Below are 22,057 nucleotides of genomic sequence, written 5' to 3'. Positions count from 1 at the left end.
TTCTGGCAGCCGGGAAGACGGCAAGGGGATGAGATGAAAACTAACCACGCAGTACCAAACAACGGTCGTGCAGTCGTCATGCGCAACAGTCGCACCGGCGCAGCATGGCAGGTTTCCTACGACTACCGCGACGGCACCTACTGGCACGAACCGCAGGGCAACCTGCGCAACATTCGCCGCCCTTATGCCTCACGCACCATCGAACCAAATCTTGTGCCAGCGGGGACTCACTGATGGGAACCCTGTACGCATTAGTGCTGACCATCATCATGACGAACGGTGATTACCAGGATGCTGTCGTCGGTATTTTCGACAATCAGCAGCAATGTGAAGCGGCAGCTAGTGAGCAAATGGGGCGTCACTAACTGCTATCCAGTCGAAGGCATCATTCACGCTGACGAAACGCCAGCAGGATATGACGCGAAATTTTGAGGGATAAGGGATGTGCAACTGCATTAATGAGGTCGGTGCTCAGATCGAAGCGCGACTGAAAGAGAAGGTTCCGGAAGGTGCTGAAGTAAGCGAAAGCACTTTTGATACCGGTTGGGATAATCAGGTTCTTTCTCTTTCCGAAGGCAAACTGTTTGTGATGCTGAAATACAAACTGGCGTATCGGGCCAAAAAGAAAAACGGCGAAATGGCTAAAAACCTGAACCGCCTTGAAACCAACGTAAAAATGAGTTTCTGCCCGTTCTGCGGCGAATCGCAGGGCTAAAACCACCAGCAAAACCGAATTTAACCGAACGGTCGGCTAATCAAGCGACAGGACTTCTACACCAAAAATTTAAGGATCAGCAATGTTCGACTTAATTAAGCACCTCGTTAAAAACGATATTCAGCACACTGTTTCCGATAACGGGAATATTACCGTCACCCACAATCTGGATCTGGAAGATGTTAGCGGCGTCGACGCCTTGCCGGACAATCTGACCGTGGGCGGCTCGCTCGACCTGGAAGGCACCAGCATCACCGCGCTGCCGGACAATCTGACCGTGGGCGGCTCGCTCTACCTGCGCGGCACCAGCATCACCGCGCTGCCGGACAATCTGACCGTGGGCGGCTCGCTCGACCTGCGCGGCACCAGCATCACCGCGCTGCCGGACAATCTGACCGTGGGCGGCTCGCTCGACCTGCGCGGCACCAGCATCACCGCGCTGCCGGACAATCTGACCGTGGGCGGCTGGCTCGACCTGGAAGGCACCAGCATCACCGCGCTGCCGGACAATCTGACCGTGGGCGGCTCGCTCTACCTGCGCGGCACCAGCATCACCGCGCTGCCGGACAATCTGACCGTGGGCGGCTCGCTCTACCTGCGCGGCACCAGCATCACCGCGCTGCCGGACAATCTGACCGTGGGCGGCTCGCTCTACCTGCGCCCGGAGAAGATCACGAACGTTTCTTACCGTGAAAACTGCGGTTACTCCAGCCGTACCATTTTCGCTATGTGGACCGGTAAAGAGTTTCGGATCGCTGCGGGTTGCTTCTTCGGTTCCATCGAGCAATTCGAACAGGCAGTCGACGACAATTATGACGGCAATGCAGCCGAAGCATACAAAAAGGCGGGGCGTGATTGCGTGGCTGAACTGACAGAAAAGCTCAACCCGAAAGACTGAATTGATTCCGGCAGCCTCCACGGTGCCGGGCTTCCAGAACAGGAGAAAAAGCGATGCGATCCGAAAACCAACAGCAAGCCATGAACCTTATCGCGCTGCTGTGCCTGATGTACCACTTATCGCCAGCTGACCTTGAGGCCATCGCCCACCAGCTCGCGCACTTCGATGCAGTTTGTGATTACAGAACACAGGGGGTTGAGCATGCTCAAAGTTCTTACTGATTTACAAAGGCGCATCCTGGAGCGTTGCACCCTTTCCGCTTCCGGATGCCTTGAATGGCAAGGCGCTGTTGATGGTTGTGGTTATGGGCAGATCCGAGACCGTGGGGCGTTACGTAAGACACATCGCATCATGGCAAATGCACCGGATGGAATCCATACGCTGCACTCATGCGACAACCCTAAATGCTGCAACCCCAGTCATTTGTCGCTGGGAACTCATACCGACAACATGATTGATAAATCGAAGAAAAGACGAGTCGCTAATGGGTCAGGTACCCAAAAGCTTAGCGAAGAAGATGTACGCAATATCCGCATAAGCAGCGACACGCATGAAAGACTGGCTCAGATGTATGGGGTCGCAAGAACAACCATCACCAATATCAAATGTGGAAACCGTTACGGGTGGGTAAAAGATGAATAACAGCAACTTATTGAGAGTGATCGACACCGAAACGACTGGGCTGGAAGGCGGCCCGGAAACCGTGGTGGAAATCGCCAGCGTCGATATTGTCGATGGTGTGATCTGCAACCCAATGAGCGACCTCGTTAAGCCAGGCGTGGCGATCGGTTTTGAGGCCATGGCTATTCACCATATCACCGAAGACATGGTGGAAGGCGCGCCGCTGCTCAGTGAAGTAATTGGCCGCTATCTGGGGGCTGATGCCTACGTCGCTCACAACGCGAAGTTCGACAAATCCAAGCTGCCGCAGATTGATGCGCCGTGGATCTGCACCGCCAAGCTGGCGCGATCACTTCTGCCTGAGCACAAGAGCCACAGCAACCAGTACCTGCGTTACAGCCTCGGGCTGAAACCGGAAGTACCGGAAGGGCTTTATGCTCACCGTGCGCTGTATGACTGCTACGTCACCGCCGAATTGCTGCTTTATATGGGCCGCCTGGCGAAATGGACGATGGGCGAAATGCGCGCTATCTCCAACAACCCTTCCCTGCTTAATGCGCTCCGCTTCGGTAAGCACAAAGGCGTCGCGTTCTCCGAGCTGGCAAAGACAGAACCGGGTTACCTGCGCTGGCTCGTCGCCAACAGTGATGATGAAGATGTGCTGTTTACGGCCAACCACTGGCTGAATGGGGGCAAATGATGGGTACTCCAGTGCTGATCCTCGGTGACTCTGGCGCGGGCAAGTCCTACAGCCTGCGCAACTTCAATCCGGACGATGTGATGCTGCTCCAGTGCATCCCCAAAATGCTGCCGTTCAAGTCTGCGGGCTGGAAACTTCACGGCAAGCTGCTGCCAGACGGAAGCAAACAGCGCGGTAACGTTCTGCGCTCGGATAACTGGGAAACGGTGCTGGACACCATCTATCGCATGGTGCAGTCGAAAACGCGTCGCGTCCTGATCATCGACGATTTCCAGGTGGTCATGCAGCACGAAAACATGAACCGCGCGTACCAGACCGGATATGCCAAGTTCACCGAAATGGCAGATCACATCTGGCGAATCATCATGGCGGCCACCGAGCTGCCGGACGACTTCCGCGTTTATTTCCTGGCTCACACCGAAGAGACCGAGGGAAAGATCCGCATGAAGACCACCGGGAAGATGCTCAACGAAAAGCTGACGCCAGAGGGCTATTTCTCCATCGTCCTGCGCGCCATCAAAAAGGACGGCAAACACGTTTTTCTCATCAAAGGCGATGACAACGACACCGCCAAAGCGCCGCCTGACCTGTTCCCTGATCAGACGGAAATGGATAACGACCTCCACGCTGTAGACGTGGCTATCACCGAATTTATGACCGAATTGTAACTTTGAGGATTTAACGATGAACCAACCAATGACTTTTATGTGGAACAACGAAACGGCTGAGATGGCGAAGAAAGCTGGCGCAACTGGCGGGATCAGCGAAACCGGCGCTTACGAAGGCGAAATCGTTTCTGCGGTGTACACCTTCGGGAAAGATGGCAGCCAGTCCCAGGCGCTCGAACTGAGCCTGGACTCGAACGGGGCAAAAGCCAATTACCTACGCATTAACTTCCTCGGAAAGGACGGTCAGCAGACGTTCGGCATGGGGCTGGTATCAGCGCTGATGTGGGTCGCCCAGGTCAAACAGGCGCAACCACAGCAGGTACAGGGTCAAAACGGCCTCGAATGGCACTGCCCGGCGCTGGTTGGCAAAAAGGTGGGCCTGTTCCTCCAGAAGGTGCTGTACACCAAAAACGACGGCGGCGACGGCTACAAGTTCGAAGTGCGCCACGTTTTCCATCCGGGAACGCGTAAGACCTACGCCGAGCACGCTGAGAATGCCCCAGCAGAAGCGATCGCCGCGCTTGAACTGTCGATGAAGGATAAGGACGAACGTATTCACGGCGGCGCGCAGTTCTCTGGACCACGCAACGCCCAACATGGCGGTAACCCTTATTCAAATCAGACAGGGGGCGCACCGCAATCGCGCTTGCAGCAGAACAGTGGTCAGCCGCCTGTGGACTTCGACGACGATATCCCGTTCGCGCCGATCGGCCTTCCGTTCCCTTCTCACTCTATCTATGCGCTATGACACACGCACATGACGAAATCAGGGTTGGCGCGGTGCGCCTTCCCTGGCTCAAAGAGAAAAACGGATGGTTGCTGCCGTGGGGTGAAGTCGTTACCAACCCACTGAAGGCGCAACGACTGGCTGAAGAATTTAACGAAAAGCAGGTAGCAGCATGAGATACGGATCTGTTTGCAGTGGGATTGAAGCCGCCAGCGTCGCATGGGAGTCGCAGGGATGGCAACCAGCATGGTTTGCTGAGATTGAAGCGTTTCCGTCTGCTGTCCTGGCTCATCACTGGCCGCAGGTGGCGAATCTCGGCGACATGACAAAAATCGCCGCTGCGGTGCGAGCTGGTGATGTTGCGGCACCAGATGTGCTGGTGGGCGGCACGCCGTGTCAGGCTTTCAGTATTGCTGGCCTGCGTAATGGTCTGGACGACGAGCGCGGACAGTTAACCCTTTCTTACGTGGAATTAGCGAATGCAATCGACGACAAACGCCGCGAGCGCGGAGAAGATGAAGCGATCATCGTCTGGGAAAACGTCCCGGGCGTCCTCAGCAGCAAAGATAACGCCTTTGGTTGCTTTTTGGCAGGACTTGCCGGAGAAAGCAGCGAGTTGCAGCCAGCAGGGGGAAAATGGACGCACGCAGGTTGTGTGTCTGGACCACAAAGGATTATCGCCTGGCGCGTCCTTGATGCTCAATTTTTCGGAGTGGCCCAACGCCGCCGCCGTGTGTTCGTTGTCGCAAGTTCTAGAAAAGACTTCGATCCCACAGCGGTACTTTTTGAGCTCAACAGCGTGCGCCGGGATACTCCGCCGCGCCGAGAAACGCAACCGGAAATTGCCAGCTATGCTGGAAAACGCTCTGATGGCGGTAGTCACTGGGACAACCCAGCAAATCCACACCCAACCCTGAACCAGTCCAACAATATTGGTGGTATTGGCGCCAGCAATCAGGAAATTTTCAGCCAGCGCGGATCTGGACTTGTATCAGACGCTTATTCCGATATTTCCCGCACATTGTTGGCGAAAGAAAACGACAGCACCGCAGAAGATTTGGACACCTACGTTTTGGCGTATGGCGGAGGCAATACTGGCGGAAGTATCGACGTAGCAACCGCATGCACCGCCCACGGTGTGAGAATGGACTTTGACACAGAGACCTTCGCTGTCCATGGCACGCAAGATCCTGACACTAATCACGAGTTGGCTCATACGTTGGGACGTAATCATGGTCAGGAAAACGCCGTGTGTTATGGGTTTAAACCCGGTCAGGGCAGTAAAGCCGGTGGCATTGGTTGGGCTGAAGAACAAGCCCCTACGCTGACTTCAGCACAATCAGGCACCAATCTGGCCCCAGCCATTGCTTTCGCGGAGAACAGTCGTGGTGAGATTCGTTTGCAGGGCGGCGACGGGCAAATAGTCGGCCCTCTATCCACTGGTGGAGGTAAACCAGGACAAGGCTTCCCGGCAATAGCTTTCAGCTACAAAGACCATGGCGCTGATGTGACCGTGGATATGTCACCAACGCTGAGAGCCGGTAATCACGATACCAGCCATGCAAACAGCGGTCAGCCGCCCGCTATTTGCATCCAGCACGCGTCTATTGGTCGCCACGATGCTGCTGGCCCTCAAGGTAAAGGCTATCAGGAAGACGTGGCCTTTACGCAGGATTCGCGTGCATCTGCTGACGTCGTTCAGTTTGGCATGCAGGTTCGCCGCCTAACGCCCGTTGAATGCGAGCGACTCCAGGGTTTTCCCGATAACCACACTCTGATTTCGTGGCGCGGAAAAGCTGCGGCTGATTGCCCGGACGGGCCACGCTATAAAGCGATCGGCAACAGCATGGCCGTCCCGGTAATGCGCTGGATTGGTGAACGTATCGCGGCAGCACTGCCCATAGCAGAACCTACGCCGCGCAGCTGGCAGCGACCGTTCCTAAAATGGGCTGGCGGTAAATATTCGCTGCTGCCGGAACTGGATCGCCTGATCCCCGCTGGTAAGCGCCTCATCGAGCCTTTTGTGGGTGGCGGCTCGGTGTTCCTAAACTCGGACAAGCACGAACGCTTCCTTCTGGCTGACGTCAACGCTGACCTGATTAACCTGTATCAGATGCTGGCGGTGGTCACCGACTCGGTGATCTATGAGGCAATGAAGGCATTCAGCCATCTGAATGATGCCGAAAACTACACGGTAATTCGTGAAGCTTTCAACGCGCAGCGGCTGGATTCGGTCGAGCGCGCAGCAGCGTTCCTTTACCTCAACCGGCACTGCTTCAACGGGCTGATCCGTTATAACCTGGACGGTTTTTTTAACGTCGGCTTTGGGAAATATAAAGCGCCATATTTCCCGGAAGAAGAGATCAGGGCATTTAAGCGGAAGGCTCACGCATGCGTATTCATGAATGCAGGCTTCAGGCGCACGCTCGCGCTGGCAGGTGATGGTGACGTCGTTTACTGCGATCCGCCTTATGAACCGCTGCCCGGCACCGCTGGTTTCACTAACTACGCGGCTGGTGGGTTCTCATGGGATAGCCAGGTAGAGCTTGCGGAAAGCTGTGTGGCAGCCCACCAGCGAGGTGCAAAAGTGGTGATCAGCAATTCTACCGCTCCGCGCGTAATTGAACTTTACGAACAGCACGGCTTCACGCTGCACCGCGTCAATGCTCGCCGGTCTATATCCAGCAAAGGCAGCACCCGCGAAACAGCGAGTGATGTCGTAGCCACTTTGGGAGTGCAGTGATGATGAAGCTGATTAATCGCAGTAAGCAATCACCTATCGGTCGCCGCGCTTGCGATGTTGCGCTGGCGGCGCACCACGCAAAATATGGCGATTATGGCAGGCAGAAACACCAGACAAATTACACCGTTGAGGTTGATGGTATGAAGGTCACTGTCGAAGTCGTCAACCGGGCAACCAGCTATGTCGCCACAGCAATGATCGGCGTTCGTAAACTTCGAAACCTGCCAGCACAGGCACACTGATTAACAATGACGGCCCCGGCTGGGGGCCACTGGAGAACATCGATGGAAGAAGAAGTATTTACCAGAGATGAGGCCGCCGCCTTCCTAAAAGTGGATAAAGGCACGATTGCCCAGTGGATAAAGTCCGGTCGCCTGGCTGCCACCCGAAAAAATCCACATAAGAAAAAAAGCCCATATCTGATCTGCAAAACAGACTGTATTGCGGCAGTGAAGAACCCGATCCACAATCAACCCGTGAATGCGGTTGATGTGCAGGAGGATAAAGCATGTCAATCAAACAACGTGCCGGTACGTGGCACTGCGACTTCGTTACGCCTGGTGGAAGTCGAATTAGACGGTCTCTTGGGACAACGGACAAAAGGCAAGCGCAGGAGCTCTATGATCAGCTGAAAGCTGAAGCATGGCGAGTTGATAAGATGGGGGAGTTTAAACCGCGAACGTTCGATGAAGCATGCGTTCGCTGGCTTAACGAAAAGCAGCACAAGAAAAGCCTGGACGATGACAAAAGCCGGATCGGATTCTGGAGGATGCACTTCAAAGGAATGGACCTGTCAGCAATCACGGAAGACAGGATCTTGTCGGCGGTGAGTTCGATGGTTAATCGCAAACATCGAATGAACTGGGAGGCTAAACGGGACAGCCTGCTGCGAAGAGGTAAGCCGGTTCCTGAATTTAAGGATAAACCAGCGTCGCTGGCGACGAAGGCGACGCACCTTGCTTTCATCCGGGCGCTGTTACGATGCGCGGCCAACGAATGGCGATGGATAGCCAAAGCGCCGAACATCAAATGCCCGGTGCCGAAAAATAAGCGTATTCGCTGGCTAACCAAAGAGGAAGCGGCGAACCTGATCCGGGAGCTTCCCGAGCATATGAAGCCAGTTGTTATTTTTGCACTGGCGACAGGACTGCGCAGGTCGAACATCACCGATCTGGAGTGGTCACAAATTGATATGCAGAGGAAGGTCGCGTGGATTCACCCCGAGGACGCGAAAGCAGGAAGGGCGATTGGGGTCGCCCTGAACGAATCGGCCTGTAAGGTGCTACGGGAGCAACTGGGGAAACATAACCGGTGGGTCTTTGTTCACACTGAATCATCCGTTCGCCCGGATGGAACGAGAACAAAGGCGGTGCGCAAAATGCGGTCTGATGCTAACACGGCATGGCGCGCGGCGTTAAGGCGGGCGGGAATAGAAAATTTCCGTTTCCATGACCTGCGGCACACCTGGGCAAGCTGGCTTGTACAGTCCGGCGTGCCACTCAGTGCGCTACAGGAAATGGGCGGGTGGGAAAGTATCGAGATGGTGCAGCGTTATGCACATCTGGCACCGAATCACCTGACGCAGCACGCCATGCAAATCGACTCATTCCTGGCGGGGAATGGCACAAATATGGCACAAGGCGCTTTTGCTGGACTGGTGAATATCGCGTGAACCCGCGTGGTTAGTGGTGCCGATAATAGGAGTCGAACCTACGACCTTCGCATTACGAATGCGCTGCTCTACCAACTGAGCTATATCGGCCCTGAAAAGGACATGTCCACGAATGTGAGCACGGGGTAGAAGGTTAAAACTAACCGGGCGACGCGTCAATGGCCTTGCGAATCAAACGCCTATTTTTGCATCATCCGGATTCAATTACGCACGAATCGTGTCGTCACAGGCATCCTGTACGCAGCAAGGGAACGCTATAACCAGCGGCGAACACGCTGCTCATAGTGTTTCCATTCCAGCCCGAAATGTTTTCGCAGTTGTTCCTCTTCAAAATCAATGTGCAATCTGGCAACCGCCAGCATAAACAGTGGTGCAACCAATATTCCAATCAGGCTACCGACGTAGAGAGCAAAAGCTAACTGGAGTCCACTCATTCCAAGATAGATTGGATTGCGGCTCCAGGCATAACATCCGCCAGTAACAAGCGTGGTCGATTTCTCTGCATGCAGTGGGTTTAGCGTCGTACGTTTCTTCCGCATCTGCCACGCGGTATGCAGTATCATCGCCAAACTGGCGCTAGCCAACAATGCACTTATTACAATAGTCGCCGCGCCAAATGTGAAACGCGGGATCGCCGTCAACGCATCCGCGATGAGGAATAATATTAAGATGAGTGGTGGTGGAAGCCAGACTCTTAATTTTGTCAGGAAATGACGCATGGCTATAGACTAACCTCGGAAGCGGTTTGATTAACGCTGATACCGCTATAAATACCCTGTAAAAGACACATAAACAAACAATGTTTCACTCAGAACAGGCTATCGTCTTCACCAGACAGGCAGGATCTGTAGTACTAACCTCGGCAAAAAAACCGGCATCAGAGGCATCCGCCCCTGATGTTCCCGACAAGTTTACGCTGAAAAAGTTGAATCCGACGCTGATTCAAACAGCCCTACAGACTGCTTGTAAAAACGCATAAAATCATCAAACATCACTGGCGGTAAAAATTGATAACCCTGCAGGTAATCCACATTATTTTTCCGCAACCATTGCTGCTGATAGCCATATTCAACGCCTTCCGCCACCATGCGTAACCCCAGGAGTCCGGAAAGATGAATGATTGACTCGAGCATAGGGATATGTTGCTCAACTTCTTTAATAGCCTTGATGAACGTTTTATCAATTTTGATTACATCCAGGTCTAACTCATTGAGATAGCAGAGATTAGCGTATCCCGTGCCAAAATCATCTAAAGCAAACAGCACCCCTCTGTTTCGCAACGATCGTATCAGCTCTTTGAGAGCTGGAGTGATAGTTAGAGTCTGATTTTCGGTTATTTCAATCATTAATTTTATCGGTAGTCTTTGCGTTATCTCCATAAAGTTAAGGCATTCCCAATAAAAAACAGGATTACTTAAACCTGATGGACTGACATTAAAGGAGACGAATAGCGTTTTATTAATATCCTCGCTTCCGTCGACCAGATTACGCGCGACGGTGGTCATTAAATAGCTCGTTAACTCATTCATTAAGCCACTTTTTTCAGCCAGAGGTATAAACTCACGCTGAGAAATCGCATAATTATGGCCCTGTGGCCACCGAGCTAAAACCTCAACACCACAAACGTCCCCATTGATATTTACGATGGGCTGAAAATAAGGAATGATTTCTTCATTCCTTATTGCCATACTCAGTCGGCCAGAATCTGAAACATCATATGCATCGCCATAAATTACATTCTCACCAGAATGACTGCTTGTCGGGTAGCCTTCATGCAATAAATTATTCCTGGTTAAAAAAATGATAGTTTCATTAAAATGAGAAAATCCCAGACGAGCGGTTATCCGCTCCCGATATCGATAAACTGACTTAGTTGTTAGTGAGTTAGCAATACAAAAGTCGTGCAATTTTTCTTTTGTGAATGATGAATACAACATTTCCTCTTCAAATTCAGTCAAATGAAAATTAAAAATCGTCGAACCTTTAGTGACCTCCACAACCTCATTGGGTGCCATTAAATTGGCTCTTAGCTGAGAAATCAATTGATCAGATAATTCTCGTCCATTAATGAAAGCATACTCCTCGTATCCTCGATTAACAGAACGAGTTTCATTCATCCGAAGAACAATACAGTTGATGTTGATAAACTGCGTGCTATTTCTCTGAAACCATTTCCTGACCAGTAGCAATGGTAACCGGTTATCGATCACCAGCAAACAGGACGGGTATCGTGGAATAACTGACTGTGTACCAGAAATAAATGATCGCGCATCAACCAGTACCAGATTTGGCAGCCACGCTTTTATCCCTGAGAAAAGAAAAATATCATAACTGAGCAGAAAAACCTTTTTCGTATTCATAGTTACCACCAACTTAAATTTATGGCATAGCAGGTGATGCTGCCAACTTACTGATTTAGTGTATGATGGTGTTTTTGAGGTGCTCCAGTGGCTTCTGTTTCTATCAGCTGTCCCTCCTGTTCAGCTACTGACGGGGTGGTGCGTAACGGCAAAAGCACCGCCGGACATCAGCGCTATCTCTGCTCTCACTGCCGTAAAACATGGCAACTGCAGTTCACTTACACCGCTTCTCAACCCGGTACGCACCAGAAAATCATTGATATGGCCATGAATGGCGTTGGATGCCGGGCAACCGCCCGCATTATGGGCGTTGGCCTCAACACGATTTTCCGCCATTTAAAAAACTCAGGCCGCAGTCGGTAACCTCGCGCATACAGCCGGGCAGTGACGTCATCGTCTGCGCGGAAATGGACGAACAGTGGGGATACGTCGGGGCTAAATCGCGCCAGCGCTGGCTGTTTTACGCGTATGACAGGCTCCGGAAGACGGTTGTTGCGCACGTATTCGGTGAACGCACTATGGCGACGCTGGGGCGTCTTATGAGCCTGCTGTCACCCTTTGACGTGGTGATATGGATGACGGATGGCTGGCCGCTGTATGAATCCCGCCTGAAGGGAAAGCTGCACGTAATCAGCAAGCGATATACGCAGCGAATTGAGCGGCATAACCTGAATCTGAGGCAGCACCTGGCACGGCTGGGACGGAAGTCGCTGTCGTTCTCAAAATCGGTGGAGCTGCATGACAAAGTCATCGGGCATTATCTGAACATAAAACACTATCAATAAGTTGGAGTCATTACCGCAATTATGCTAATTTTTTAACTTCACAAGAAAATTCTCATGAAATATTCATATGAGGGGGAATATTCTTATAAAATAATCGCCAAGCTGGAGGATTAGTATTCGAATTGATAATTATTTCATATAAATAAAACCAGGAATTTTCCATATAAAAAGAATATTCCTGGAATATCAAGAGTTATATAACGCTCAACAGGAGAGATTTAGCTGAAACCTTTTAATCCCAAATAACTATTAAGTGTTACCGTTCGCACCCGATGTAGGGTAATCAAATTTTGTTGTTCGAGGGATTTAAATGACCGGCTAACGGTTTCAATTTTAAGGTCGAGATAACTGGCAATTTCCTCCCGGGAGAATGGCAAGTGAAGCGTCGTTTCTGGCCTGCCAATACGTAAATGCATCTCGTAAAACTCCACCAGAAAAGCAGCGATCCTGGCCTCAGCATGTTTATTCGCATAGCGCCGCAGTTTTTCAACAATGAATCCATTGTCCCTGCAGAGAAACTTGATGACTGCGGCAGCAACCGACGGATCCTTTTCTGCTACTTTGAACAACCGCGCAATATCGATATGACATACCTCCGCAGCCGTTGCCGCCTTAATCGTTGTCAGGTACTTCCCCCCTTCGACAGCATCCAGCGCCATGATATCTCCCGGAACATAAAAGCGACTGATAAAATCGTTATCACCGTATTCCACGCTAGACTTGCAGTATCCCTCGTGAATAACAAAAAGCATGTTTGCGGCTTCATCCTGCCGGGCGAGTATCTCCCCTGCTTTAAACCTTCTTCTTTTGTCTATTAATCGGTGTTGATTATCACGATCAATTGCCGCTCCCTTTGGACACAGCGAACAATGGCGGGGGGGAAACGGGTTGCCGAGCGGCACTACAGGAATGCGATGTTTGTGAATATCCGATTTCACGCAACAACTCCTCATAAAAATGAGACTGATTCTAATAGATCGGGCCATGGGAACAATACGTGAACTGAAGACCAGGAAAATTCATGCTGGCAGGGAAAATTCTGTGATACATCGCCTTTCTGGCACAGGGACGCATGGGTCAAAACCAGACTGATGATGTTAAAACGCAGGATAGAAAAATGTGGCAGTGGAGTGAAGGTTGGAATTAACAGGGCGATGCCTTAATAGCCTTGAAAATCAGAGTGCTATTATGGAATCGCCCGTTTTCAATTACGCACGGATCGTGTCGTCGCCGAAGCCAACCCATTTGTATGTAGTCAGTGCTTCCAGCCCCATTGGGCCACGCGCGTGCAGTTTTTGCGTACTTACCGCCACTTCCGCGCCCAGTCCAAACTGGCCGCCATCGGTAAAACGAGTAGAGGCGTTAACGTACACAGCTGAAGAATCGACTTCATTCACAAAACGATCGGCGTTGCGTAGCGTACGCGTCAGGATCGCATCGGAATGCTGGGTGCCATGCTCGCGGATGTGGGCGATGGCATCATCCAGACTGGTGACGATTTTCACGTTCAAATCCAGCGACAGAAACTCGTCGTCATACTCTTCAGCTTTCACCGCAACCACATTAGCAGGTCCTGCCTTCAATGTAGCCAGTGCCATTTCGTCTCCGTGCAGAGTGACGCCGCTTTGTGCCATCTGCTGGCTCAATGCTGGCAGAAAACGCGCGGCGATATCCTGATGCACCAGCAGAGTTTCTACGGTGTTGCAGGTGCTCGGACGCTGGGTTTTGGCATTGACGATAATCTTCAGGGCCGGGGCGATCTCCGCGGTATCATCAACATAGATATGACATACGCCAATGCCGCCGGTGATGACCGGGATAGTCGACTGCTCACGACACAGCTTGTGCAGGCCCGCGCCACCACGAGGGATCAGCATATCGATGTACTTATCCATCCGTAGCATCTCAGCGACCAGTGCGCGGTCCGGGTTATCAATCGACTGTACGGCAGCCGCGGGTAAACCGCAGGCTTCCAGCGCTTTTTGGATAACCGCCACGGTGGCGGCGTTCGTCCGGTAGGTCTCTTTCCCACCGCGCAGGATCGCGGCATTGCCGGTTTTCAGGCACAGGGAGGCAACGTCAACGGTGACGTTTGGGCGCGCTTCATAAATTACGCCAATCACGCCCAGCGGGACGCGACGACGCTCCAGACGCAGACCGCTGTCCAGCAGCCCACCGTCAATCACCTGCCCGACCGGGTCGGCGAGATTACACACCTGGCGTACATCGTCAGCAATCGCTTTCAGACGCGCTGGCGTCAGAGCCAGGCGGTCGAGCATCGCATCGCTCAGGCCGTTGGCTCGCGCCTGCTCAACATCTTGTACGTTCGCGCTGAGGATGCTTTCGGTTTGCGCTTCCAGCTCATCAGCAATGGTTTCCAGTACGCGATTTTTTTCGCGACTGGAGAGCAGCGCCAGCTTATATGACGCGGCTTTGGCAGCAATGCCCATTTTTTCCAGCATATGCCTGTTCCTTAACGGGTGATCATGTCGTCACGATGGACAGCGACCGGGCCGTATTCGTAGCCCAGGATGGTGTCGATCTGTTGTGAGTGATGTCCGGCAATACGGCGCAGCGCATCGCTGTTATAGCGGGTGACGCCGTGGGCAATATCGCGCCCTTCGAGATTGCAGATGCGGATCACTTCACCACGAGAGAAGTTGCCTGTCACGCTTTTAATGCCTTTTGGCAATAATGAGCTGCCGCGTTCCAGAATCGCTGCGGTAGCGCCCTCATCAACAGTAATTTCTCCGGCAGGCGGCGCGCCGAAGATCCAGCGTTTACGGTTCTCCAGTGGAGATGCCTGAGCATGAAAACGCGTCCCAACGGAAACGCCTTCCATCACGTCGCCAATGACGCCCGGTTTGCTGCCTGCGGCAATTATGGTGTCGATCCCGGCGCGGCACGCGACATCGGCGGCCTGCAGTTTTGTTCCCATCCCGCCGGTTCCCAGACCCGAGACGCTGTCTCCGGCAATGGCGCGCAGCGCATCATCAATACCGTGCACGTCTTTGATCAGCTCCGCCTGCGGATTGGTGCGCGGATCGGCGGTGAACAGGCCCTGCTGATCGGTCAACAGCAGCAGCTTATCGGCTCCAGCCAGAATTGCCGCCAGCGCTGAGAGGTTGTCGTTATCACCCACTTTAATTTCAGCGGTCGCCACCGCATCGTTCTCATTAATGACCGGAACGATGTTGTTATCCAGCAGCGCGCGCAGCGTATCGCGGGCATTGAGGAAGCGCTCTCTGTCTTCCATATCCGCACGCGTCAGCAGCATCTGCCCGATATGAATACCGTAAATCGAGAAAAGCTGTTCCCATAGTTGAATCAGTCGGCTCTGCCCTACCGCTGCCAACAGCTGTTTCGAGGCTATCGTTGCCGGGAGTTCAGGGTAACCAAGATGCTCACGTCCGGCGGCAATCGCGCCTGAGGTAACGATAACAATACGATGCCCTGCGGCATGGAGCTGCGCGCACTGGCGAACCAGTTCTACGATGTGGGCGCGGTTCAGGCGGCGGGATCCGCCCGTTAACACACTGGTGCCAAGTTTTACCACCAGCGTCTGGCTGTCACTCATGATTCTCTGCCATTCAAAATTGGGGAAAATGATATCAAACGAACGTTTTAGCAGGACTGGCCCCGGTTGCCAACAACCAGCGCACAAAGCATGAAATTTTATTGCGCAGGATCAGCAAGCGTAGCGGCAGATTTTGACGCATTTATTACAGAAACAAAAAAACATCCTTTTTTAAAAATATTCTTACTTTGTCATAAAACGTTCATTGCCAGACGTTAAAAACCCTCCTGTCTTTTAACGGGGATCACACCCAGTGAATATTAGCGCGTACTTTTAATCAGGAATGAAAATGAAAAAGAGCACTCTGGCATTAGTGGTGATGGGAATTGTTACGTCGGCATCCGTACAGGCAGCGGAAGTGTATAACAAGAACGGTAATAAGCTGGACTTATACGGCAAAGTAAAAGCCATGCATTACATGACGGATTATGACAGCAAAGATGGTGACCAAAGCTATATCCGTTTAGGTTTTAAAGGCGAAACGCAAATTAACGATCAACTGACCGGTTATGGTCGTTGGGAGGCTGAATTCGCCGGCAATAAAGCTGAAAGCGATTCTAACCAACAAAAAACACGTCTGGCCTTCGCCGGTGTGAAATTAAAAGATTTTGGCTCGTTTGATTATGGTCGTAACCTGGGTGCGCTGTATGACGTGGAAGCATGGACCGATATGTTCCCGGAATTCGGCGGCGACTCCTCCGCACAAACCGATAACTTTATGACCAAACGTGCCAGCGGCCTGGCAACTTACCGTAACACCGACTTCTTCGGCGTCGTGGATGGCCTGGATCTGACCCTGCAATATCAGGGTAAAAACCAGGACCGCGATGTGAAAAAACAGAACGGCGACGGTTTTGGTACTTCCGTTACCTATGACTTTGGCGGCAGCGACTTTGCGGTGAGCGGCGCTTATACCAACTCCGATCGTACTAACCAGCAGAATCTGCAAACTCGCGGTACAGGCGATAAAGCAGAAGCCTGGGCAACTGGCTTAAAATATGATGCTAACGATATTTATATTGCAACGTTCTATTCTGAAACGCGCAATATGACGCCAATTTCCGGTGGCTTTGCTAATAAAACACAGAACTTCGAAGCGGTCGTTCAGTACCAGTTTGACTTTGGTCTGCGTCCGTCACTGGGTTATGTGCTGTCTAAAGGGAAAGATATTGAAGGCGTCGGCAATGAAGATCTGGTGAATTATATTGATCTCGGCGCAACGTACTATTTCAACAAAAATATGTCCGCGTTTGTCGATTATAAAATCAACCAGCTCGATAGCGATAATAAGCTGGGCATCAACGATGATAATATCGTTGCCGTCGGTATGGTCTACCAGTTTTGATATAGCATAAAAAAGCCGGATGGGGTTGCGCCGCCATCCGGCTTTTCACTGTTCATTATGCCGTTAACTTAACCGGTTCATCCTTAAAGTCGTCAGCAGGCTCCAGCGCCAGATTCAGCGTCGTTAACAAGCCAAGTAATTTTTCATGGAATTCACGTAAGGTGTATTCCAGTCGCTCTACCACTTCAGTCTCTTTCACCGGCACCGCAGTCCAGTTACCGTCTTTATCAAACAAACCAAACTGATAACTATACGTGAAGCGTTTTTCCTGCGCCTCCAGTTCCATCCACCAGCCCCAGAACTCGCGTTTCTCAGGGGCGGGTTTCACGTTGACGCAAACAGCCAGACAATCGAAAAAAAATCGATTATCTTCGCACTGCCCTTCCCGGATGTACGGGCCAAGCGCGGTGAATTTCTTGATCAATCTACTTTTCGGATGCCCACTCGGTAACGTCATTACGATCTCCTTAGGTGAAGCACCTGTTTTACCAAATCGATAAAATTTAGCAAACTTTTAACACAATCTCTGATTGATCCAACTGGTTATTTCCTGCAACCCTTTGTCAAAATTGCGATACACCGGATTGAAGGGGATCTCCAGTAGCTTACCGTCTGAGGATGAAGATGTGATTAAACGTGACTCTTCTTCCGGGCTAAACGGGTCGTTCTTCCAGAACCCCGAAAGCATTGGCGTCGGGCAGCGTCGCCCCAGCAGGCCCTGCACTTTTAATGAATAGCGATTAAGCTCAACGCGCAGCGCTTCATCGGAGGCGTCATGCATCCCCAGGCGGCTAGCCAGTACATCAAGATACATTTCCGGGACGCTCGCCTGACGTTGCGGGTCACTGAGCAGCGCATGAACCACTGGTCCCAGACAGGCCACCGCCTTCAGGCGTGATGATTCCAGATATGCCAGACGTACCGCTACGTTAGCGCCAAAGCGGAAACCAAAGGCCGCCACGCGAGTGTGATCCACCCAGGGAACATTAGGCAGCGCTTTTAATACATGCTGATGCAGCAGGCTGGAATCCTGAGTCAGTTTCCATTTTGATGAGAACCCAACCGACGGCATATCCAGCGTCAGCATGGCAATGCCACGTGGAGCAAAGTAGCGCTCATACAGACTGTAATAATCCGTTTGCATGGAATCGAGGCCACCGCACATCAGCACCATCGGGAACGGACCGTCGCCTTTTGGCATATGCAGGAATCCAGTGATTGGCGCGCCGCCGGTAACGGCAAATTCCATCTCGCGCAATGTCCCCGGCAGTCGCTGCGCGGCCTCTTCATAGGCGCGATTGGCCAAAGCCTGTGCCTGTTCTGCCAGCTCATCGCCTTTCAGGTGTGGGTAAGCGGCAATGTTGTACAACGTAGACGCATGCAGCCAGTGGCGTCCGCTCACCTGCGGATCCTCTTCCATAGACGCTTTCTGTTGCCAGTCCATCGCCTGCTTCGCCCACTCATAGATCCAGTTCCCACCGCGATAGCCGATAACCGTATCGTAGAGTTCTTTATCCGTACGCTCGGCTTCGCTCATCACGATACGTGCCTGCACCTCAAGGATTTCACGCGGGTCGACGCCACGCCAGATCCACATCAGACGATTCACCATGCGATACCAGTGGGGAATGGTTTTACCATCCAGGGCAGATTGTACGGACGGCTGCGCGCCGTGATTAAAACGACGAACCAGCGTTGACGTTTCAGGGTGTTTGAAGCGGGGTTTAAACAGGACTTCGCTGAGGTTAGCCTGTGACATGATTGCAGCCTCCATGAGTACTCACTAAGGCATAGTGTAACCTGACACTGCACAAAAAGAACAACGCCCGGCAGTTGCCAGGCGTTGAAAACTTTTTAGATTAGCGACCAGAGATCGGCGGGACGAACACCACGCCCATATCCCACGGCTGCTCAATCCAGGTATCCTGAGGGATATCAACAACATAATCATTCACCAGCGGGCGACCTGCCGGCTTAGCGAAGATAGTAACGAAATGCGCTTTAGGATACATTTCGCGGATCGCAACGGCGGTACCACCGGTGTCAACCAGGTCATCGATTACGATGAAACCTTCACCGTCGCCTTCGGCACGTTTCAGCACTTTCAGTTCGCGCTGGTTGTCGTGATCGTAGCTGGAGATGCATACGGTATCGACATGACGAATACCCAATTCACGCGCCAGCAATGCGCCCGGTACCAGACCACCACGGCTAACGGCAATAATGCCTTTCCATTGTTCAGAAGGCATCAGGCGGCTTGCCAGTTTACGTGCATGGATCTGCAACATGTCCCAGGTGACGACGTATTTTTCGCTCATGTGAAGTGTCCCAGCCTGTTTATCTACGGCTTAAAAAGTGTTCGAGGGGGAAATAGGTTGCGCGAGATTATAGAGATCTGACGCACTAAAAACCAGTGTTTCGCGGAATCCGCGCCTCTTTTTGCATGCTTTATGCTAGCCGTCAGCGGAGAAAGTGGTATTCTCAATCGCATCGCGCAAGCCTGACTTGTGATGTTTTTAATTCTGCTAACCCCGTGGCCTGCAAGCAAGTTTTGTAGGACATCGCCAAGGAGACTCAACGTGTCTGAACTGTCTCAATTATCCCCGCAACCGTTATGGGATATTTTTGCCAAAATCTGTTCTATTCCTCATCCGTCCTATCATGAAGAGCAGCTCGCTGAACACATTCTGAGCTGGGCCCAGGAAAAAGGTTTCCACGTCGAGCGCGATCAAGTCGGTAATATCCTGATTCGCAAACCCGCTACCGCAGGCATGGAAAACCGTAAACCGGTCGTTCTGCAGGCGCACCTGGATATGGTCCCGCAGAAAAACAACGACACCGTTCACGACTTCACCAAAGATCCTATCCAACCTTATATTGATGGCGAATGGGTAAAAGCCCGTGGCACCACGCTGGGTGCGGATAACGGTATCGGTATGGCGTCCGCTCTGGCCGTTCTGGCTGATGACAGCGTGGTACATGGTCCTCTGGAAGTGCTGCTGACCATGACCGAAGAAGCAGGTATGGATGGCGCGTTTGGTCTGCAGGCTAACTGGCTGCAGGCAGATATCCTGATCAACACCGACTCAGAAGAAGAAGGTGAGATCTACATGGGTTGCGCAGGCGGTATCGACTTTACCTCTAACCTGCCGCTGTCCCGTGAAGCAATCCCTGCTGGCTTCCAGAGCTTTAAGCTGACGTTAAAAGGCCTGAAAGGCGGCCACTCCGGCGGCGAAATCCACGTGGGTCTCGGTAACGCGAACAAGCTGCTGGTACGCTTCCTGGCGGGCCACGCTGAAGAGCTGGATCTGCGTCTGGTTGATTTCAACGGCGGTACGCTGCGTAACGCAATTCCGCGTGAAGCCTTTGCCACCCTGGCCGTGGCTGCAGATAAAGTTGATGCGTTAAAAGCGCTGGTCAACACCTATCAGGAAATCCTGAAAAACGAACTGGAAGCCAAAGAGAAGAACCTGGCTCTGCTGCTGGATGCCGTTACTCAAGACAAAGCCGCGCTGACCGCTGAGTCTCGCGACAGCTTTGTGCGTCTGCTGAACGCCACCCCGAACGGTGTAATCCGCAACTCCGACGTCGCCAAAGGCGTGGTAGAAACTTCCCTGAACGTCGGCGTTGTAACCATGACTGACGACAACGTTGAAATTCACTGCCTCATCCGTTCTCTGATCGACAGCGGTAAAGACTACGTGGTGAGCATGCTGGATTCACTGGGTAAACTGGCTGGCGCGAAAACCCAGGCAAAAGGCGGATACCCTGGCTGGCAGCCGGATGCCAACTCTCCGGTTATGCACCTGGTTCGTGAAACCTATCAGCGTCTGTTCAACAAAACGCCTAACATCCAAATCATCCACGCCGGTCTGGAATGTGGTCTGTTCAAGAAACCGTATCCAGATATGGACATGGTTTCCATCGGGCCAACCATCACCGGCCCGCACTCCCCGGATGAACAGGTTCATATCGAAAGCGTCGGCCATTACTGGACGCTGCTGACTGAACTGCTGAAGTCTATTCCGGCGAAGTAAGTCTGCGCTAAACGCCGGATGGCGCTGTGCTTATCCGGCCTACATGCTGATTTGTAGGCCGGATATAGTTTTTACGCAGCCATCCGGCAATACATCAACATCACAGCCCCAACAGTAGTTGCCTTTCCAGCTGTGGATCCAACAGCGTGACGTGTAATCCCACCAGCCTTACGCCCCGCCCTCCCCGACGTTCATTCCAGGTTTTGCGCGCCGTCGCAATTAAGTCATCTTTACTTAAGCGCGGCCAGACGTGCTCCTGAGTGGTTTGCTGAAAATCATTAAACTTGAGTTTTACTCCCTGCCGGGCGATCAACAGATCCGGTTTTACCTTGGCCAGACGTCGTTCCAGTTCGGGATATAGCCGCTCAATAATCTCCTCACATTCAGCCCACTCATGAATATCTTCTGCCAAAGTACGCTCGACGCCGACTGATTTGCGCAGTCTGTCATTGTTGACGTCGCGCTCATCAATGCCCTGGCTACGTTCCCACAACACGCGACCAAACTTACCAAAACGTTTGAGCAACATGGCCAGGTCGTATTTCTGAACATCCTCGCAGGTTCGCAACCCCATCGCTTCCAGCTTAGCGGCAGAGACTTTGCCAACGCCGGGAATTTTGCCTAACGGTAATGTTCTGAGAAATTCAGGAACATCGGCAGGGGTAATCACATATTGCCCATTGGGTTTGTTGAGATCGGAGGCTATTTTTGCCAGAAATTTGACCGGCGCAATTCCGGCAGAGGCGGTTAACTGTAGCTCGGCAAAAATTGTCTGGCGGATCTCCTGAGCGATCAGCGTAGCTGAGCCATGGCAGTGAGTGCTGTCAGTCACATCCAGATAGGCTTCATCCAGCGAAAGCGGTTCTATCAGCGAGGTATAGCGGGAGAAAATAGCCTGAATCTGGCGGGAGGCTTCTTTATAGGCCTCGTAACGACCAGGTAATAACGTGAGATGCGGGCACAGTTTTAACGCCATTCCGGTTGGCATTGCGCTGCGTACGCCAAATTTACGCGCCGGATAATTGGCCGTGCTGATAACCCCCCGGCGTTCACGACTGCCGCCGATAGCAATGGGAATATCACGCAAGGCGGGGTTGTCGCGCATTTCCACCGCCGCGAAAAAGCAGTCCATATCGACATGTATGATTTTGCGCATGACTCACCTCTCATAACACTGTTTAAGTATACAGTATTTTTATGTTGTGAGAA

26 protein-coding genes and 1 tRNA gene are annotated in these 22,057 nt (G+C 52.2%); 17 read left to right on the top strand and 10 right to left on the bottom strand.

The window, feature by feature from the left end:
* Positions 1-33: 33 nt before the first annotated feature.
* From C2U41_RS01715 to C2U41_RS01655, 14 genes are all read left to right on the top strand, one after another.
* A complete protein-coding gene (locus C2U41_RS01715; RefSeq protein WP_021241757.1) occupies positions 34-234 on the top strand; it encodes a hypothetical protein in 201 nt (66 codons plus the stop codon).
* Positions 234-365: a DUF1482 family protein gene (locus C2U41_RS01710; RefSeq protein ID WP_233901284.1), complete on the top strand. Its 132-nt coding sequence runs from the start codon at positions 234-236 to the stop codon at positions 363-365. Before C2U41_RS01715 ends, C2U41_RS01710 begins: the two co-directional genes overlap by 1 nt.
* 77 nt (positions 366-442) lie before the next feature.
* Entirely contained in the window at positions 443-715 is a 273-nt protein-coding gene (locus C2U41_RS01705) for a hypothetical protein (protein ID WP_021241758.1), read from the top strand.
* A gap of 82 nt (positions 716-797) precedes the next feature.
* Positions 798-1,613, top strand: coding sequence for a hypothetical protein (locus tag C2U41_RS01700; RefSeq protein WP_103849085.1), 816 nt, complete (start codon positions 798-800; stop codon positions 1,611-1,613).
* A gap of 53 nt (positions 1,614-1,666) precedes the next feature.
* Complete coding sequence (locus C2U41_RS29440) at positions 1,667-1,834, top strand: hypothetical protein (protein ID WP_170976130.1); 168 nt, start codon at positions 1,667-1,669, stop codon at positions 1,832-1,834.
* The gene (locus C2U41_RS01695) at positions 1,815-2,255 is read left to right on the top strand and encodes an HNH endonuclease (protein ID WP_044702471.1); all 441 of its coding nucleotides are present in this window, start codon (positions 1,815-1,817) and stop codon (positions 2,253-2,255) included. Before C2U41_RS29440 ends, C2U41_RS01695 begins: the two co-directional genes overlap by 20 nt.
* Positions 2,248-2,934, top strand: coding sequence for an exodeoxyribonuclease X (gene exoX / locus C2U41_RS01690; protein ID WP_103849084.1), 687 nt, complete (start codon positions 2,248-2,250; stop codon positions 2,932-2,934). Before C2U41_RS01695 ends, exoX begins: the two co-directional genes overlap by 8 nt.
* Positions 2,934-3,602 (top strand): AAA family ATPase, encoded by a 669-nt coding sequence (locus C2U41_RS01685; RefSeq protein ID WP_000537165.1) that lies wholly within the window; start codon positions 2,934-2,936, stop codon positions 3,600-3,602. Before exoX ends, C2U41_RS01685 begins: the two co-directional genes overlap by 1 nt.
* 16 nt (positions 3,603-3,618) lie before the next feature.
* A complete protein-coding gene (locus C2U41_RS01680) occupies positions 3,619-4,350 on the top strand; it encodes a hypothetical protein (RefSeq protein WP_103849083.1) in 732 nt (243 codons plus the stop codon).
* Positions 4,347-4,505 carry a DUF1317 family protein gene (locus C2U41_RS01675; RefSeq protein WP_103849082.1) on the top strand — a complete coding sequence of 53 codons (159 nt, stop codon included), beginning with the start codon at positions 4,347-4,349 and terminating at the stop codon, positions 4,503-4,505. Before C2U41_RS01680 ends, C2U41_RS01675 begins: the two co-directional genes overlap by 4 nt.
* Complete coding sequence (locus C2U41_RS01670) at positions 4,502-7,072, top strand: Dam family site-specific DNA-(adenine-N6)-methyltransferase (protein WP_103849081.1); 2,571 nt, start codon at positions 4,502-4,504, stop codon at positions 7,070-7,072. The genes C2U41_RS01675 and C2U41_RS01670 overlap by 4 nt, the downstream gene beginning before the upstream one ends.
* 2 nt (positions 7,073-7,074) lie before the next feature.
* Complete coding sequence (locus tag C2U41_RS01665; RefSeq protein ID WP_029139424.1) at positions 7,075-7,314, top strand: DUF4060 family protein; 240 nt, start codon at positions 7,075-7,077, stop codon at positions 7,312-7,314.
* Positions 7,315-7,356: 42 nt separating this feature from the next.
* Positions 7,357-7,704, top strand: coding sequence for a helix-turn-helix domain-containing protein (locus C2U41_RS01660; protein ID WP_074147367.1), 348 nt, complete (start codon positions 7,357-7,359; stop codon positions 7,702-7,704).
* Positions 7,587-8,744: a site-specific integrase gene (locus C2U41_RS01655; protein ID WP_230133458.1), complete on the top strand. Its 1,158-nt coding sequence runs from the start codon at positions 7,587-7,589 to the stop codon at positions 8,742-8,744. Before C2U41_RS01660 ends, C2U41_RS01655 begins: the two co-directional genes overlap by 118 nt.
* A gap of 14 nt (positions 8,745-8,758) precedes the next feature.
* Here the strand turns inward: C2U41_RS01655 and C2U41_RS01650 are convergent.
* The 3 genes from C2U41_RS01650 to C2U41_RS01640 form a co-directional block, all read right to left on the bottom strand.
* Positions 8,759-8,834 (bottom strand) — tRNA-Thr (locus C2U41_RS01650).
* A gap of 164 nt (positions 8,835-8,998) precedes the next feature.
* On the bottom strand, positions 8,999-9,328 hold the full coding sequence (locus C2U41_RS01645; RefSeq protein ID WP_230132418.1) for a methyltransferase family protein: 330 nt from the start codon (positions 9,326-9,328) through the stop codon (positions 8,999-9,001).
* Between the two features lie 327 nt (positions 9,329-9,655).
* A complete protein-coding gene (locus tag C2U41_RS01640) occupies positions 9,656-11,104 on the bottom strand; it encodes an EAL domain-containing protein (RefSeq protein WP_016149624.1) in 1,449 nt (482 codons plus the stop codon).
* 87 nt (positions 11,105-11,191) lie between these two features.
* Here C2U41_RS01640 and C2U41_RS01630 point away from each other — a divergent pair.
* Positions 11,192-11,889 (top strand): IS1-like element IS1B family transposase gene (locus C2U41_RS01630; protein WP_095033700.1). Its coding sequence is split into 2 segments (ribosomal slippage): positions 11,192-11,441 and positions 11,441-11,889, totalling 699 coding nucleotides; the frame shifts between segments, so codons are not numbered across the junction.
* Positions 11,890-12,107: 218 nt separating this feature from the next.
* On the opposite strand, the gene C2U41_RS01625 is transcribed toward C2U41_RS01630, so the two are convergent.
* From C2U41_RS01625 to proB, 3 genes are all read right to left on the bottom strand, one after another.
* Complete coding sequence (locus tag C2U41_RS01625; RefSeq protein WP_103849131.1) at positions 12,108-12,827, bottom strand: Crp/Fnr family transcriptional regulator; 720 nt, start codon at positions 12,825-12,827, stop codon at positions 12,108-12,110.
* Positions 12,828-13,097: 270 nt separating this feature from the next.
* On the bottom strand, positions 13,098-14,351 hold the full coding sequence (proA, locus tag C2U41_RS01620; protein ID WP_003031370.1) for a glutamate-5-semialdehyde dehydrogenase: 1,254 nt from the start codon (positions 14,349-14,351) through the stop codon (positions 13,098-13,100).
* An 11-nt stretch (positions 14,352-14,362) separates the two neighbouring features.
* Positions 14,363-15,466 (bottom strand): glutamate 5-kinase, encoded by a 1,104-nt coding sequence (proB, locus tag C2U41_RS01615; protein ID WP_003031373.1) that lies wholly within the window; start codon positions 15,464-15,466, stop codon positions 14,363-14,365.
* Positions 15,467-15,755: 289 nt separating this feature from the next.
* Between proB and phoE the strand changes: the two genes are divergently transcribed.
* Positions 15,756-16,811, top strand: a complete 1,056-nt coding sequence (phoE, locus tag C2U41_RS01610; RefSeq protein WP_003843783.1) for a phosphoporin PhoE — start codon at positions 15,756-15,758, stop codon at positions 16,809-16,811.
* A gap of 55 nt (positions 16,812-16,866) precedes the next feature.
* On the opposite strand, the gene crl is transcribed toward phoE, so the two are convergent.
* The 3 genes from crl to gpt all read right to left on the bottom strand — a co-directional run bounded on the left by crl (position 16,867) and on the right by gpt (position 19,129).
* Positions 16,867-17,268 (bottom strand): sigma factor-binding protein Crl, encoded by a 402-nt coding sequence (gene crl / locus C2U41_RS01605; protein ID WP_003031376.1) that lies wholly within the window; start codon positions 17,266-17,268, stop codon positions 16,867-16,869.
* A 57-nt stretch (positions 17,269-17,325) separates the two neighbouring features.
* Entirely contained in the window at positions 17,326-18,570 is a 1,245-nt protein-coding gene (frsA, locus tag C2U41_RS01600; RefSeq protein WP_032937059.1) for an esterase FrsA, read from the bottom strand.
* 100 nt (positions 18,571-18,670) lie between these two features.
* Positions 18,671-19,129: a xanthine phosphoribosyltransferase gene (gene gpt, locus C2U41_RS01595; RefSeq protein ID WP_003031380.1), complete on the bottom strand. Its 459-nt coding sequence runs from the start codon at positions 19,127-19,129 to the stop codon at positions 18,671-18,673.
* Positions 19,130-19,390: 261 nt separating this feature from the next.
* Between gpt and pepD the strand changes: the two genes are divergently transcribed.
* Positions 19,391-20,848 carry a cytosol nonspecific dipeptidase gene (pepD, locus tag C2U41_RS01590; RefSeq protein WP_003031381.1) on the top strand — a complete coding sequence of 486 codons (1,458 nt, stop codon included), beginning with the start codon at positions 19,391-19,393 and terminating at the stop codon, positions 20,846-20,848.
* A 100-nt stretch (positions 20,849-20,948) separates the two neighbouring features.
* On the opposite strand, the gene dinB is transcribed toward pepD, so the two are convergent.
* The gene (dinB, locus tag C2U41_RS01585; RefSeq protein WP_016149619.1) at positions 20,949-22,004 is read right to left on the bottom strand and encodes a DNA polymerase IV; all 1,056 of its coding nucleotides are present in this window, start codon (positions 22,002-22,004) and stop codon (positions 20,949-20,951) included.
* Between the last annotated feature and the right edge of the window lie 53 nt (positions 22,005-22,057).

The organism is Citrobacter freundii complex sp. CFNIH4, from assembly GCF_002934505.1.
In the GTDB taxonomy this organism is placed as follows: Bacteria; Pseudomonadota; Gammaproteobacteria; order Enterobacterales; family Enterobacteriaceae; genus Citrobacter; species Citrobacter freundii.
This window is presented reverse-complemented; position numbering and strand designations above follow the sequence as displayed.

Coding starts and splice junctions, on each gene's coding strand:
- C2U41_RS01700 (WP_103849085.1), top strand. CDS start 798: ATGTTCGACTTAATTAAGCACCTCGTTAAAAACGATATTCAGCACACT.
- C2U41_RS29440 (WP_170976130.1), top strand. CDS start 1,667: ATGCGATCCGAAAACCAACAGCAAGCCATGAACCTTATCGCGCTGCTG.
- exoX (WP_103849084.1), top strand. CDS start 2,248: ATGAATAACAGCAACTTATTGAGAGTGATCGACACCGAAACGACTGGG.
- dinB (WP_016149619.1), bottom strand. CDS start 22,004: ATGCGCAAAATCATACATGTCGATATGGACTGCTTTTTCGCGGCGGTG.
- phoE (WP_003843783.1), top strand. CDS start 15,756: ATGAAAAAGAGCACTCTGGCATTAGTGGTGATGGGAATTGTTACGTCG.
- proA (WP_003031370.1), bottom strand. CDS start 14,351: ATGCTGGAAAAAATGGGCATTGCTGCCAAAGCCGCGTCATATAAGCTG.
- C2U41_RS01715 (WP_021241757.1), top strand. CDS start 34: ATGAAAACTAACCACGCAGTACCAAACAACGGTCGTGCAGTCGTCATG.
- C2U41_RS01695 (WP_044702471.1), top strand. CDS start 1,815: ATGCTCAAAGTTCTTACTGATTTACAAAGGCGCATCCTGGAGCGTTGC.
- C2U41_RS01680 (WP_103849083.1), top strand. CDS start 3,619: ATGAACCAACCAATGACTTTTATGTGGAACAACGAAACGGCTGAGATG.
- C2U41_RS01710 (WP_233901284.1), top strand. CDS start 234: ATGGGAACCCTGTACGCATTAGTGCTGACCATCATCATGACGAACGGT.
- frsA (WP_032937059.1), bottom strand. CDS start 18,570: ATGTCACAGGCTAACCTCAGCGAAGTCCTGTTTAAACCCCGCTTCAAA.
- gpt (WP_003031380.1), bottom strand. CDS start 19,129: ATGAGCGAAAAATACGTCGTCACCTGGGACATGTTGCAGATCCATGCA.
- crl (WP_003031376.1), bottom strand. CDS start 17,268: ATGACGTTACCGAGTGGGCATCCGAAAAGTAGATTGATCAAGAAATTC.
- C2U41_RS01665 (WP_029139424.1), top strand. CDS start 7,075: ATGAAGCTGATTAATCGCAGTAAGCAATCACCTATCGGTCGCCGCGCT.
- proB (WP_003031373.1), bottom strand. CDS start 15,466: ATGAGTGACAGCCAGACGCTGGTGGTAAAACTTGGCACCAGTGTGTTA.
- C2U41_RS01640 (WP_016149624.1), bottom strand. CDS start 11,104: ATGAATACGAAAAAGGTTTTTCTGCTCAGTTATGATATTTTTCTTTTC.
- C2U41_RS01670 (WP_103849081.1), top strand. CDS start 4,502: ATGAGATACGGATCTGTTTGCAGTGGGATTGAAGCCGCCAGCGTCGCA.
- C2U41_RS01675 (WP_103849082.1), top strand. CDS start 4,347: ATGACACACGCACATGACGAAATCAGGGTTGGCGCGGTGCGCCTTCCC.
- C2U41_RS01660 (WP_074147367.1), top strand. CDS start 7,357: ATGGAAGAAGAAGTATTTACCAGAGATGAGGCCGCCGCCTTCCTAAAA.
- C2U41_RS01685 (WP_000537165.1), top strand. CDS start 2,934: ATGGGTACTCCAGTGCTGATCCTCGGTGACTCTGGCGCGGGCAAGTCC.
- C2U41_RS01705 (WP_021241758.1), top strand. CDS start 443: ATGTGCAACTGCATTAATGAGGTCGGTGCTCAGATCGAAGCGCGACTG.